Genomic DNA, 14698 nt, shown 5'->3' with positions numbered 1-14698 from the left:
GGAGATCATGATAAAAGACGTGATTGTATTATGCGGATCAGGAGCGATAGGCATTGCGATCGTCAGACGCATAGCAATAGGCAAACAACTTCTATTAGCTGACAAAAACCTAGAACATGCCGAACATCAAGCTCAACAACTACGCAATGCCGGGTTTAATGTGCACACCACAGCTTGCGATGTATCAAACCCACAATCGGTCAACAAATTAGTCGAAACAGCCACAAAATTAGGCAAAATAATAGGCTTAGTGAATACGGCTGGGGTATCACCATCGCAAGCATCTGTCACTCAAATATTCAACGTTGACTTATACGGCAACGCCCTATTATTAGACGCTTTTGGCCCTGTAATGGCAAAAGGCAGTTCAGCGTTAGTCATTGGTTCGCAATCTTCGCACCGCTTAGCACCACTAACACAAGAACAAACCCAAGCCCTAGCCTTAACCCCAACAGAATCTTTGCTTGATTTACCATTTATAAAAAACGTTAACGATACCTTAAAAGCTTATCAACTGGCCAAGCGTGGCAACGCTATAAAAGTGCAAGTGGAAGCGGTTAAATGGGGGCATCGTGGTGCCAGAATAAACTGTATTAGCGCAGGCATTATCCACACACCATTAGCAAATGACGAACTTAATGGTGAACGCAAGGACTTTTATCGCAATATGCTAAAACAACTTCCCGCTGGCCGAGGTGGTACACCTGACGAAATCGCTAATCTTGCCGAATTTATTATGTCAGATAAAGGGGCCTATATAACAGGCAGTGACATATTAATCGATGGTGGCGCCACAGCAAAATATTGGTGGGATAACAACAATTAATTTTGAATGAACATTATATTATCTAAAGGAATAAATCATGCATGAATTCAGTTTTCAAAATCCAACGCGTATAGAGTTTGGTATTGATAAAGAAAAAAACATAGGGCGCTATATGAAAGCGTTTGGCGCAAAAAAAGTCGTTATCCTCTTTGGCAGTGATCGCATTAAAAAGTCTGGTTTATTTGATGATATCACAACCAGTCTACGCGAAAACAGCATTGAATTTACCGAATGCAGTAAAATAAAAAGCAACCCTGTTTTAAGCAAAGTTCGTGAAGGGATTGCAATAGCTAAACAATTTGGTGCTGATAGTGTACTTAGCATTGGTGGTGGATCGTGCTTAGATAGCGCAAAAGCGATCGCAGCTGGTAGTTTGTACGATGGCGATGTTTGGGATTTTTTTACTGGAACCCAAGTAACCAAAGCGCTTAATATTTTTGATGTCATGACACTCGCAGCAACCGGTAGCGAAATGAACAATGGCGGCGTTATCACCAACGAAGATACAAAACAAAAATATCCAATTCATGGTTTTAGTTTGTTTCCGAAAGTGTCAGTGATTAATCCTAAATTACAAACTACCATCAGCCGTGATTATCTAGTCTATTCTGCCGCTGACATTATTGCGCATTCTATTGAGGGATACTTCACCGCAACTGTGCAACCCGAACTAATTAATTTACAAATCGAAGCCAACATAAAAACCGTCATGCGCACAACTGAACAGTTACTACAAGATCCAATGGATTTAGAGGCGCGTGGTGAATTTGCTTGGGCTGCAACATTAGCTTTAAATGGCATAACTTATGTCGGTACCGCAGGATTTAGCTACCCAAACCATATGATTGAACACGCTATGAGCGCTATTTGTGATGTCCCTCATGGTGCGGGATTATCGGTAGTTATGCCTGCTTGGATGACATGGTATCACAACCGTAACCCCAAACAGTTCCAACGTTTTGCTAAAGAGATTTTTGGTTTATCAACGGCTGAACAAAGTATTGAAGCATTAAGAGCTTGGTTTAACAAAATCGGCACACCAACCACGCTTGGGCAACTTAATATAAATGAGCATGACTTAAAACGGGTGATTGATAACGCAGCGCAAAATGCGATTGATTGGCAAATGAGTGATGTTTATAGTCGGCAAGTTATTGCGGGGATTTTTGATTTAGCGAAGTGATCCGTTGTACTTGCACCATCGTTTATCAAAAATCATCTTCAATGATTACTCATTAAAAAAGGAGAAGTAGTTTGGAAAATATCACATTAAATAATGGCATAAAAATGCCCATTCTTGGTTATGGCGTCTACCAAATTCCTCCAGAAGCATGTGAGCAATGTGTATTAGATGCCATTAGTGTCGGTTATCGTGCCATTGATACCGCACAAGCTTATAGTAATGAAGAACAAGTTGGCAATGCCATCATCAAATGTGGCATCCCTCGTCAAGAGTTGTTTATTACCACCAAAATATGGATCACTAATGCTGGCTACGAAAAAGCCAAACAATCGATCGATGAATCATTACGCAAATTAAAAACCGACTATATTGATTTACTCCTAATTCATCAACCATTTAACGATTACTATGGCACTTATCGTGCAATGGAAGACGCTTACGAACAAGGCAAAGCTAAAGCAATCGGTGTCAGTAACTTTTATCCAGATCGCCTCATTGATTTAGAACATTTTGTGCGCATAAAACCTGCTGTCAACCAAATTGAAACTCATGTCTTTCAACAACAAAAAGTTGCCCGCGAAGTAATGCAAAAACTAAATATACAAATTGTCTCATGGGCTCCCTTTGCCGAGGGCAAAAACAACTTCTTTCAAAACTCTGAGCTTATTGAAATCGGCAAAAAACACCAAAAGTCGGTTGCTCAAGTTGCATTACGCTTTTTGATTCAAAATGGAATTGTGGTCATTCCAAAATCGACTCAAAAAGAACGAATGATAGAAAATTTTGACGTATTAAACTTCTCGCTTTCAAATCAAGAAATGGCAAGTATAGCGGCTTTGGATACGGGCAATAGCTTATTCTTCTCGCATCAAGATCCCAAAACCGTGGAATGGTTTATGTCCATTTTAAAATAGTAAAAAGGTAATAAATACTGTTTTTATTCGGTACTGCATAGGTAATCTAAAATTTACCTATGCAGTCAATATAAATTGCGCTATGTTTTTGGTGTGAATATTTTCAATAATGAATTAATGGTTAGATAAAAATAAGACTCATCTTGTAAACCTTTTGCAGAAATATAAGCGCCTTGCAAAGTGGATATGATAAGTGTTACCGCCTCTAAGGGGGCAAGAATATTAGAAATACTACCATCAGAAATTCCCATTCTTATAAGATTTTCTAACGTTTGTTTCATTGTTAAAAATCCGCGGGTAACTTCTGCCGCTAAATGAGGATTTGTCATAATAGACCGATCTCGTGCCATTTGACCAACTAAACAACCTCGTTCTATATTACGCGGTTTTAATAGCAAATTTGACAGTTTATTATAGGCATTGGTATCAATATTTAGTACCGAATCATTAATGCTTATTAACTGCTTTACATTGTAAGTTATGGCATACAAAGCTAAATCCTCTTTACCATTAAAATGGTGATAAAGACTACCTTGTCCAACGCCTGACCGTTCTAAAATATCTTTGGGGCTTGTGTTAGCAAGACCTTTTTCTAATAAAAGATCAGCCATAGCAACAATGAGCTTTTCTCTGGAGTTTTGTTTGGTTTTTTGTTCGTTATTCATGTCCTATAACTCAACACACCATCAATAGATGGTATGTTTAATTAATTGATTATTTGATTTGTAAAATGGTATCCACTAAACGGCTCGAAAAGCCCCATTCATTATCGTACCAACTGACAACTTTGAGTAAAGTACCATTCATCACTTTCGTTAGCTTTGCATCAAAAATAGAAGAAGCAGGATTACAAATCACATCAGAAGAAACAATCTCATCTTCTGTATAGGCAAGAATACCCGCCATTTTTTTCGAGCTTACGACCTTTTTGATCGTATCATTTACTAATTGTACTGTCACTTCTTTCTCTAGATTTAATGTGAGATCTATCATAGAGCCAGTAATGACAGGCACACGCACCGAACCACCATCCAGTTTTCCTTTTAATTCAGGAATAACAAGTCCAATTGACTGCGCAGCCCCCGTTGAAGTTGGCACAATATTTTGAGCAGCACAACGTGCTCGTCTCATATCACGATGGGGAGCATCTTGAAGATGCTGATCTTGTGTATAAGCATGAATAGTCGTCATAAAACCAGATTTAATGCCAAAATTATCATGTAACACTTTTACTAAAGGAGCTAAACAATTAGTGGTACACGAAGCATTAGAAATAATATGGTGCACATCTTTATTATATAAGTGCTCGTTCACTCCCTGAACAATGGTCAAATCAACGTTTTTTGCTGGTGCAGAAATAAGCACTTTTTTAGCACCAGCGTTAAGATGAGCTTGTGCTTTTTTGCCATCATTAAAAACACCCGTTGATTCTAGTACCACATCAACTTGGTGTTTAGTCCATGGTAGATTTTCAGGATTACGTTCTTGATATACAGCAATTTTTTGATCACCAATAATTAAACAACCGCTCTTTACATCAACACTTTTAGCAAAACGCCCAAAAGCGGTGTCATATTTTAAAAGATGAGCTAGTTGTTCAATTGAACCCAGATCATTGATCGCTACAATGTTAATATCGTCTGAACATGTTTGTAATGTGCGTATAAAACTACGTCCGATACGGCCAAAGCCATTAATTGCTACATTAGTCATTATTACCTCCAATTAGATTAATAAAAAATACCAACTGGTACGGTAACACAAAAGCACCTTATCCCCTAATTAAAATAATTTTAATTTATATATAATTATAAAAAAACAATTTATTAAAATTTACTTATACTAAAAACAAGAATACCATAAATAAAATACATACCAATTAGTATGTAAAAAAATAAAATAAGGAAAATAAAAATGAATGAAAAAAGCAACTATCGTTGGTTTGTGCTTGGCATTGGTGTTCTTGCACAAGCAACATTTGCGATGGGGTTTGCAGGTATTCCAATTACAGGAATTTTAATGCGAGACGCTTATCATTTTTCATTGTACGAACTTGGCTTTGTTTTAGGTTCAATGGGATTAGGGGTAGCCGCTTCAGAAATAATCTGGGGGATCTTGACTGACAAACTGGGGGACAAGCGCGTATTAATTCTAGGACTATTATCATCATCAATAGTCTATGCCTTAATAGCCATACTACTAACACCTGAAGTATCGGTTGGCAACATTCAATATTTACAATTAGGATTTGCCTTAGCAATAGCAGGCTTTTTTAGTGGTAGCATTAATTCATCATCAGGCAGAACGATAATGTCATGGTTTAGTAATAAAGAGCGCGGTTTTGCTATGAGTATTCGTCAAACCGCTATTCCTGTTGGTGGTGCGATTGGTACAGGATTACTTCCTTGGCTAGCGTATTCATATGGTTTCGAACTAATGTTTATTGTATTAGCTATTACAGGCGCAAGTGTTGGTGTTGTGGTTGCATTATTTATCAATACCAAACATAGCGAGTTGAAGCATACAAACCAATCAAAAAACGTAATATCTTCACCATTAAAAAATATTGAAGTATGGCGAATTGTTATAGTAGCAGGTTTTCTAACTGTCCCTCAAATGTCAGTGCTGACATTTGGTAGTATTTATATGCAAGATATTTTAAACATCAGTTTAACATCAATATCAATTATTCTTATTGGCGTGCAAATAGGGGGTGGAATGCTGCGAATCTGGTCTGGTTACTATACTGACAAAAAAAATAACCGAATCCCATTATTAAAGTACTACGCCATATTAGGAGGGATAACTTCTTTAGTGTTGTGCTTAGTCGTTAATAACACTTATATGGGCATTACGTTTCTTGTGCTTACTGGTTTATTTGGGCATGCATGGCATGGTATTGCTTACACTGAAGCGGCTGTAAAAGCGGGTATTGAACGGGTAGGAACGGCACTAGGCATGATTGGCACTACTGTATTTATCACTTCATTTTTAACACCACTTATCATTGCTTATATTATTCATTGTTATGGATGGAGTATAGTCTGGGGGACTGTTTCGGTTATGACATTTGCTTCGTTGTTGTGTTTTATTTCATTCACAAAAAAGAAGAAAGCGTTACTTTCAACAGAAGATATTTAGCAATATTAAAAATTTAGGTAAGGTTTGAGTGTTAGTATAAAAAAGGGTTTGGAGAGGTTTATATTCAAAAAAACGGATAGAAAAAACTTTAATAAAATCAGTACCTTTCCTGACTGATTTTTGAGTGGAAAATTAGTTTTTTTTGTTAGTGCATAGAATGAGTTTGGTGCGGTGATTTCGGACGTTTTGACTTTTTGCGAATAAAATAGCCACAGTGACCACGTCCGATTTAGGGGATTTTTTGCGAAATCCCCTAAAAACCCCTCGCAAGGCTACAGAATGTGGCCTTCGGCGCCCCGACGCCGTCGCTCGGTCTTAACGCACCGTTTGTGGACGCGTTCCCGACGCACCACAAACTCGCCAAACGTCCTGTTTGGCGTGCTAACCTCGCTCTGTTGTCGGCACATTCTGACGCCGGAATAAGACAACAACATAACCTTAACTGTTTTTTGGAGGTTGTTTTTGTTTGATAAAAACGCCTCAAAAAAACTTCAATAAAATCAGTACCTTTCCTGACCGTTTTTTTGCGGTTAAGTGTTGTTATCCAGAGTGTGCTTTTATTGGTTTTGTGGATTTGTTAGTTGTTGGTATTTAACGCTAGTTATGCAAGTGGTTGATTTTGCTTAAAAAGAGTTAAATAAAAACTTCAATAAAATCAGTACCTTTCCTGACCACTTTTTTGCGGTTAAATGCAGTTATCCAGAATGTGCTTTTATTGGTTTTGCGGGTTTGTTAGTTGTTGGTGTTTAATGCTAGTTATGCAAGTGGTTGATTTTGCTTAAAAAGAGTCAAATAAAAACTTCAATAAAATCAATACCTTTCCTGACAACTTTTTTTGGGGTTTTTGCATTGCTTTTTAACACAAAAACAACTCACAAAAAAGACCTAAGGTTATGTTGTTGTCTTGTTTCGGCGTCGGACAAATTTGTCTGGAACAAATTTGAACATCTGAGCATAGCGAAGGTGGCCTCGTAGAGGCGAGTATCAGGATGATACGAGTAGCGCCGTAGGCCACCTTCTGTAGTCAAAACGTGGGATTGCAAAGGGAATTCGCTTTAATTCCCCTTGCTCGGACGTGGGCACGGTAGCTATTTTGTTCACCCAAAGCTAAAACGTCCGAAACCACTACACCTAACCCATTTTATGCACTAACAAAAAAAGCATTATTTTGATAAAAAAATCGGTCAGAAAAGATATTGATTTTATTGAAGTTTTCCTTGGTGTTTTTAGCAAAAGCCTAACCGCCCGAAACCTTACCGTACTAAAAATAGACCACCGCTTTAAACCGCCACAGCGTAATCCACTAAAACCGCCAACCACGCTTTCAGCGTCGGCGGCGGGGGGGAGCGCTATTGTGGCTTTGCCACAACGGCGCAACCCTAAGGGAAAACGCCCCAACTTACGCGGGGGCTTTATTCTTTTTTATATTATCCTCTCAGACACCGTAATCCCCTTCCGCGCCCTAAGGATTAAGAAATAAACGCTAAAAACTAAGGTGTAGTACAAACAGCAAAATTGCTGTTGGAAGATCTTTTGCTGTCGACGTCGCCATTATATGGGTCAATACGGAACTGGTCGCTACCTGTTGCGTTGCTTGACCAATTTTTGTAGGCGCCGGTGGAGAAGCCCGCATCAGCGTAGTGGTACATGGCTCCCCACTCAGTGAAAAACCCTGCCCCTATGTGACGCATGTAATAATTACCTAATGAGCTAGGTGTGGCGCCATCTATGCCATTTACACATGGGAAATATCTATCTACACCACACTTAGCATTGGTTAAATCACTTACCCTAGGCAATCGATAACCCAAACTATTACACCATGCTGTTTGATTAGGAGCGGTATCCCTTTTACTACTACGATTGACGAACCACTGCCTCAACACAAATCCATAACGAACCTCATTACCATTACTATCTCTACCTACCAACTCAAACGTCTGTGGCAAAGATGGACGTGTAAGTGGACTTGGATTACTTAAGCTTATTTGAGTACTATCAGCTTTAGGACCATGCAATGTTACCCGTGCTACATTTTTTGATTTATCACTAATCCATTCATCGGCTTGGACTGTATTTCCCTTAGGGTCTGTGAATGTACCAGAACGCGGCCTTGTCCAACTCACCGTTGTGCTTATACTACCACTTGTGTTAACTGTCCAACTTAACTGACTTCCGTCAATACCAGTAGGAATCTCCAAGTCAAAATACAAGCCATCTGCACCAGTCGTTGGAAAGTTCCTGTCGTAAGATGATGGACTTGTTGACTGAACTAAAAAGCCCCTCTTAGGATTCCATATGTTAGCAGGACCTGCATGGCGGGGGGAGTCGTAAGAAACGATGCCAGTTGTTCCACCCAACAACAAATTCGGCCTGACCGATTGCACAAAATAACAGCTGTTAACGGATGAATTCGGATTAATATAATAATCCACCGTAGCGCCACTAAAACTACTACTTCTTGGTACCCCATACTGCGTACTTAATGTACCACCTGTACTTGTTAAAGTTACCTTATAAGGTGCACTACATATACTTAATGCATCGCTGCGATTAACCGTATTACCGTTTTTATCCCTAAACGCCACCGATATACTCCCCGATGCCGTTACCTGTCCATCGCCATCATCATCTTTCCAATTCCCTTGACTAACCAAATCATTCATGGTGATTGAACTCTGAGATGGCGGTACTATCATATCTATATGACTTAAGTTATCCCCCACATTCAGCAACCTTATCGGATTGGTTGGTGTTGATGGGTTGGTTGACTTGGTATATTCCGTGCCATCCTGCAACTTTATCGTCAATAAACTGTCTGTATCAGTTAATTTAGTTTGCCCTCCATCAAACGTAAAATACGGCGCACTACCCTCTATTGCCATTGAGGTATAAGCCGATAACGCCTGTACTGCCTGCGTATATGACAATAACAACAATGGCGCAAAGAACAATGCCGATTTAAATAATAATGAAGATTTAAATAGTAATAGTGGTTTGGATAACCATTTAGATATCGACGATAACCCTGCCGAGGATGTGGCTGAAGGCGCAGTCGGTAAAAAAACCGATAATAACGCCGATTTCGCTACGCGAAATGACTTCGGTGATGAAAATAACTGTGGCGCCCTATTTTGACCACTGTGCGAATCAATAAGATTTAGGGCATAGGTTTGGCAGGCCAGATGCCAACCATGGTAGTGCATTTTTATTTCCCCGTCAAGTAATTTATTGTTTTATTTTAATTTTTTAAAAGCTATTGCTTAATTTTTTGAGCGATTTATTGTCTAGGCTAGACTAAGAATTATAACTTGATGGTGCATAATCTGCCACTTTTTTTGTTAATTTATTGTAAAGATTTGTTGTTAAATTGATGTTAGTATATTGTTATTTATTAATACAATGATAGGAATTAATGTTGATAGAATGGATATGCCGAAGTAGTCGTTTTACGTCAATGGGTGGAAATCCGAAAAGCTGTGCTAGGATTATATTGCAACTTTTTATTTTCATTCTTGTTTTTGTTCCATTAACCCATTGCTTTGCGCAAGAAAGAGCCTACCGAAATAAAGGCGATTATCTCCTTTTTACGCCCAAAGTTGGGGATATCTATTTGTTTAATTTAGTAAATGTTGGAAGAAACAGTAACGATAATTACAACGACTTTATTTATGATCTATATCAAAAGAAGATCATTAAAATAGATGATTCTGATATTGATAACTTCAATACTGACGATATTGGTAGATATCAAGACCTTTATGTAGGAATGAAGCTGTTAAGCTATAATTCAAGCAATTATGTCTACTCTGTTGCACTTTCGAATGTGGCTTATACTTCATTGAGCCAAGCTAAATCGAATCTTATTTTGTCGTCTTCTTATAGTAATCAGCATAATTTTCTTGATGATCGGGAAATGGCCGACTTGCGTCAAAACGATATTATGACCGATGTCATTCGTCAATCTTTGGGTAAATCCTTTAAGAAGGATCTTTATTATTCTGTGTTTAAGCCGATGATACATGATGTGTATTTAATTGATTTAGCTAAATTTAATACCTTTAATGATAAATACAGTAATGAGTTTAGTCAGGATGATATTTATCAAAAAAAACTGGCTAATATAGATGGCGTAAGTACAGATGATTTTAATAAAGACGCGAAGAATAAGAGTAAGAAGATCTATGTTGGTATGAAGATGGTTTCTTACAGTTTAAGAAACGATGATTATCAGTTTGCTGTTTCAAACTCAGGTTATACATCGTTAAAAGAGGCTAAAATTAAGCTTCCGTCTTTTGATTATGATCGTTCTGATTTGTCAATAAGTGGCAAGGCGGTCAGGTATATGATTAATCATGGTATCTTTGTCGATAAAGTTCGCGAATCAGAATACCTGAGTAAAAGAAACAATGATAATGAGTAAGACGACAAATAAAACGGTGATCGATGACTTTAATATGAAAGCCGTGTAAGGTGACTTTGATTTTGTTGTAGCTGCTGTGCCCACGACGTGCCTTTGTGGGCACTAAAGCGTTGTTATGATTTGTTCTTGAAGCAGGGATTTTAAGTTCAGTTCAGCAAACATCTGCTTAAGCTTGCGGTTTTTAGCCTTTAGCTCCTTTAAGTGTTTGATATCCGAAGTTTCCATTCCGCCGTATTTTCCCCGCCATTTATAGAAAGTTGAATTACCTATGTCATATTTATGGCACAGTCCTTTAACGGGAATACCCGCTTCTGCTTCTTTTAAAATAGCTATGATTTGATATCCAGCCATTTTTTTCATAATTAAATCCCCTTTTACTTTTATCATAGAGAATTTTCTACTTTTTTGCTGTACTATTTTAGGGGATAGTTACAATAGTATTATGATATTCCTTCATAAAAGTATTCTAGGATATATTTATCAAAAGAATGTAAATTTTCGATTTTTTCGAAAATAGTATTTAATCCAATTTTATTAAAGGATTCTATTGTGGAATATAAGTCTATACCATCTTTCGTAAAATCAATAATTTCTGAAGTTTGAATTTTTTTTGAGATCATTCTAGGGAGTCCATACTCTTCCAATTGGAAAACCACTGGTGGTAGAAACATATATGAAAGTTTAAATATAAATGGAGAAAAATCTATACCTGATTCAGGTTTTATAGCTTTTAATAATATGTTCACATCATTCAATAGAGGTACTAGTTTATTTGTTGCTATCCTTTCTAATTTAAAAAAATCATCTATACCTATGCTATATTTGTTTAATTCGAGGAGTAATTGTGGAATATCTGATGCCCATTGATCAGGCATTGAACATATAAAGTTTATCAATTGACTATGAGAGATCTCCATCTTGCCACATCCCTCTATCTTAAGAACTTTATATAATGGGCTCATCCAATCTTTCGGTTCGGTTGAGTTTAACATTTTAAAACTTTCCCATGTTTCAGGTGAAGATTTTATTGCTTTAGCGATATTTAATAACGTTTGAGCATTACTATTATTTATTAAACCATCATCTTGAATTAGTTTATATCGCTCAGTGGTTAGTAAAGCAGACATTTCTTCTTTATAAGATATTATTGCTGCAATTTGCTGTTTGGTTAAAACTTGAGAGTATTCTTGTTCATCGGTGTCAAATAGTAACTTTTCAGTAAAAGCCAGATTTAGTTGTTCATCTTCTGGATCAGGGGGGGGGGCAAGAATAAATATTTTTCCAATGAAGTGTTTAAACATTCTTCCCCCTCGTCCGATGATATTTTGATAAGAAAAATCATTTAACAGAGATCTTCCATTTTTATTTGACCATAAAATCACATTTTCAGCCGAAGTGTTTACACCTTCAATAATGGATGATGTCGAAATTATTGTTTGTAGTCCATCAGCTTCCTCAAATAGTTTAATTTGAATTTGGCTTAATGATCTATGTAATTGTCCATTATGGATACCACAGCCTCTTTTTATTAAATTAATTAATGCCCAATTATTATCATTGTTATAGTTGATATTTAACCATTCAGCAAAAGAATTCAATTTTTCATTAATAATAGGATTAAAATGTAGTTGAATTAAGTCAGAAACCTCATTGATGTTTTTAAACGTTCCTGCATAGACCAATGATTTGTTATTTGAGTTTTTTAAAATATCAATTAGTGTTGTAGATTTTTTTGTTAAATCATTATCAATTTCTTCAAAAAGATTATGTTTTTCTAAAAAAACTGTATTAAAGTCTAAAGGAATGAACTCCATCCCTTTAGTAAAAAAGTTATTATTTAAGCTTTTTATATTGGGAGCTAAAAAATACTTTTGTTTAGTTTTTTTATTTAATTTTAGTAATACCCTTAATAACATGAAGGAGCGTTCTTTATCAAATTTTTCACTGGCTTTATAAAACTCATCAATGATTAATATATCAATACTTTCGATTTTTTTTACGTAGTTAATTGCTCGTTCTTGAGGAAATATAAATATATTTTTTGTACTTAAAGTGGCATCTATTGTTGTAATAATTTTATATTCGTTAGCAAATTTCTTATTGATTCGCCTTCTCGTTTCGTCTGTTAATGCTAAAGTAGGTACTATTAACATTACATTTTTAGGTTTAGCGATTGCTATAAAAGCATCAATGATAAAGCTTTTACCAAAACTGGTCGGTGCACTAACGGCGATGCTTTGTCCTGCTAATAATTTTTGCAATAATATTGATTGTCCTCTATGTAATGTAATCGGTTCTCTGTCACCCGTATTGATTTTGAATGATTGATAAGCAAAACGTTCTTGCCAATTAGCAGTTTCTTGATCTATATATGGATATAGACCAGTATCTCTTATCAAATGATTAATTAATGGCGTATAAACTATATTATTACTTTTACAATAATCTAATAATTTTATTAATTCGTTCCGCGCAAGAGATTCATCGCCTATATTCAATGAATTATTTATTGAATGGCATACATTAAATATATCTAATTCCATTGTTATTACTGTCCTTTATAGTGCTCAACATTAGTAATAAAATCCTTAACAATAGTATCTTTACATGGGACTGGAAACAAAATGAGATGAAATTTGATTTCAAAATAGTTAAATATGTCCTTTAGCTTTGCAAACTGTATTGAGAAATAGTTTAGAGCTCTATCTAAATGGTATTTCTTTATTTCATTTTTGTATTCTTCGGTCATTAAATTTACATTCGCAGTAATTGAACATTCATGCAGCAATAGAATTGGAATATTTATTTTCTTTTTTAGATCGTCTAAAGATTCATTTAGTGATAAAGCTTCTTTTATTTTTTCTTTCAAACTTGAGTCGATCTCAAGGAGATCAATATCTGATATATTGGTAATAATACTGTTTTCTTTTCTTATTTTTTCGGGGGCTAAGAGGTTACCAACAGAATTAATTATTCTAGGTAAGCGTTCATTTTCAATATTATTATAGAATTTAGCTTCACCAAACCATAATGAGAAATTTTCATTAGATTCAATTACAATATGAACGCTATCAGAGCCTTTAGCAAAATCTTGAGCGTTTTGTTTATAAAAAATTTTGGGTACTACCGGTAAAGCTCCATAATGCTCTTTCATTATCCCATATAAAAGAATCTCTGCTAGTTCGCCTCCTTCTCCATAATTATTTGTCTTTGTTAGCCTGAGGTTTTTTGCTGCTGATGTTAGTAATGAGTGTGATTTGTTAGCTAAACTTTCGCGTTCTTTGTGGGATAGTGCTGTTTCAGCTATATTATTCCAAATAAAATGTTTAAATTTTGAATATCTCCATTTCCCATTTTCAAAATCATTAATAATACTTAAAATAAAATCATTTTCATGAACATTGCTATTGTCACATAGATTAATTAAGGCATCATTGATTATAATTTGAAAATCCATTATATACCCTTAACTTTTGTATTCTTATCAATATAACAGATTATCAGTATATTATAAATATAGTTTTTTAACCATATTTTAGGTTATAAACTTGTTGAATATACCTTCCTCGCCCATCCTCATGCCCCAAATCCATCTAGACTTTAGCTAATACATCTTGTTCGCTGTAACCTTGTTTTAGATATTCGTCTACTTGGTGTTGGGTAAAGGTGTATCTTAGACAATTAGGTGAATTCTTATCCGTTAAGCCGAAACGATATGTGCTTTTTCTCTAGTAATTCATGGCTTGTTTTAGTGTAATAGTCTTCACTTAATCTGACAGTTGAGTTATTTTATAACACAAAAAGGAGAGTCAGAAATGAATCAAACAGCCAAAATCATTAAACCTAAATTAGGACTTCTAGAATTAGCTAAGCAACTCGGTAACGTTCAACAAGCTTGCAAAGTCATGGGATACAGGAGCCACATATAGAACAAGCCGTTGTCAATATGGCCTATGAATATCCAGCTTATGGGCAACATCGAGTTGCCAATCAACTCCGCCAAGAAGGCATCATGGTGTCAGGGAGTGGTGTACGCTCTATTTGGCTACGTCATGATTTAGAAAGTTTTAAAAAACGCTTAATAGCCCTAGAAACCAAAGTGGCACAAGAAGGCTGTGTGCTCACTGAAAATCAATTACAGGTCCTTGAAAAAGCCAAAGCATCAAAAGAAGCGCATGGTGAAATTGAGACACATCATCCGGGTTATTTAT

At 36.1% G+C, this 14698-nt stretch carries 12 protein-coding genes and 1 pseudogene; 7 read left to right on the top strand and 6 right to left on the bottom strand.

Going from position 1 to position 14698, the window contains the following annotated elements; genetic code table 11:
* Window positions 1-7: 7 nt before the first annotated feature.
* The 3 genes from GQ589_RS02570 to GQ589_RS02560 all read left to right on the top strand — a co-directional run bounded on the left by GQ589_RS02570 (window position 8) and on the right by GQ589_RS02560 (window position 2923).
* The gene (locus GQ589_RS02570; protein ID WP_202115005.1) at window positions 8-826 is read left to right on the top strand and encodes an SDR family oxidoreductase; all 819 of its coding nucleotides are present in this window, start codon (window positions 8-10) and stop codon (window positions 824-826) included.
* A 37-nt stretch (window positions 827-863) separates the two neighbouring features.
* Window positions 864-2009 (top strand): iron-containing alcohol dehydrogenase, encoded by a 1146-nt coding sequence (locus GQ589_RS02565; protein WP_160424409.1) that lies wholly within the window; start codon window positions 864-866, stop codon window positions 2007-2009.
* A 71-nt stretch (window positions 2010-2080) separates the two neighbouring features.
* Window positions 2081-2923 (top strand): aldo/keto reductase, encoded by an 843-nt coding sequence (locus tag GQ589_RS02560; RefSeq protein ID WP_160424408.1) that lies wholly within the window; start codon window positions 2081-2083, stop codon window positions 2921-2923.
* Between the two features lie 80 nt (window positions 2924-3003).
* Here the strand turns inward: GQ589_RS02560 and GQ589_RS02555 are convergent, their stop codons facing one another.
* Together GQ589_RS02555 and gap are read right to left on the bottom strand one after the other, a co-directional pair.
* Complete coding sequence (locus GQ589_RS02555) at window positions 3004-3588, bottom strand: TetR/AcrR family transcriptional regulator (RefSeq protein ID WP_160424406.1); 585 nt, start codon at window positions 3586-3588, stop codon at window positions 3004-3006.
* 49 nt (window positions 3589-3637) lie between these two features.
* Entirely contained in the window at window positions 3638-4639 is a 1002-nt protein-coding gene (gap, locus tag GQ589_RS02550) for a type I glyceraldehyde-3-phosphate dehydrogenase (protein ID WP_160401594.1), read from the bottom strand.
* 198 nt (window positions 4640-4837) lie between these two features.
* Between gap and GQ589_RS02545 the strand changes: the two genes are divergently transcribed.
* Together GQ589_RS02545 and GQ589_RS02540 are read left to right on the top strand one after the other, a co-directional pair.
* Window positions 4838-6064, top strand: coding sequence for an MFS transporter (locus tag GQ589_RS02545; RefSeq protein ID WP_160411322.1), 1227 nt, complete (start codon window positions 4838-4840; stop codon window positions 6062-6064).
* A gap of 1168 nt (window positions 6065-7232) precedes the next feature.
* Window positions 7233-7544 (top strand): hypothetical protein, encoded by a 312-nt coding sequence (locus GQ589_RS02540; protein ID WP_160424404.1) that lies wholly within the window; start codon window positions 7233-7235, stop codon window positions 7542-7544.
* Between the two features lie 10 nt (window positions 7545-7554).
* On the opposite strand, the gene GQ589_RS02535 is transcribed toward GQ589_RS02540, so the two are convergent.
* Complete coding sequence (locus GQ589_RS02535; protein ID WP_160424402.1) at window positions 7555-9270, bottom strand: hypothetical protein; 1716 nt, start codon at window positions 9268-9270, stop codon at window positions 7555-7557.
* A gap of 209 nt (window positions 9271-9479) precedes the next feature.
* Here GQ589_RS02535 and GQ589_RS02530 point away from each other — a divergent pair, with 209 nt between their 5' ends.
* Complete coding sequence (locus GQ589_RS02530; protein WP_160424400.1) at window positions 9480-10487, top strand: hypothetical protein; 1008 nt, start codon at window positions 9480-9482, stop codon at window positions 10485-10487.
* Between the two features lie 102 nt (window positions 10488-10589).
* On the opposite strand, the gene GQ589_RS02525 is transcribed toward GQ589_RS02530, so the two are convergent.
* The 3 genes from GQ589_RS02525 to GQ589_RS02515 form a co-directional block, all read right to left on the bottom strand.
* The gene (locus tag GQ589_RS02525) at window positions 10590-10847 is read right to left on the bottom strand and encodes a transposase (protein WP_160424398.1); all 258 of its coding nucleotides are present in this window, start codon (window positions 10845-10847) and stop codon (window positions 10590-10592) included.
* 80 nt (window positions 10848-10927) lie between these two features.
* On the bottom strand, window positions 10928-13030 hold the full coding sequence (locus GQ589_RS02520; protein ID WP_160424395.1) for a DEAD/DEAH box helicase: 2103 nt from the start codon (window positions 13028-13030) through the stop codon (window positions 10928-10930).
* A gap of 5 nt (window positions 13031-13035) precedes the next feature.
* Complete coding sequence (locus tag GQ589_RS02515; protein ID WP_160424393.1) at window positions 13036-13944, bottom strand: DUF1837 domain-containing protein; 909 nt, start codon at window positions 13942-13944, stop codon at window positions 13036-13038.
* Window positions 13945-14302: 358 nt separating this feature from the next.
* On the opposite strand from GQ589_RS02515, the pseudogene GQ589_RS02510 reads away from it, so the two are divergent.
* Window positions 14303-14698: pseudogene (locus GQ589_RS02510) on the top strand (IS481 family transposase); the annotation flags it as partial.

The sequence above is a fragment of the Gilliamella sp. Pas-s27 genome, assembly GCF_009795865.1.
Classification (GTDB): domain Bacteria; phylum Pseudomonadota; class Gammaproteobacteria; order Enterobacterales; family Orbaceae; genus Gilliamella.
The sequence above is the reverse complement of the archived record's forward strand: the minus strand, read 5'-3'. Positions and strand labels throughout refer to the sequence as shown.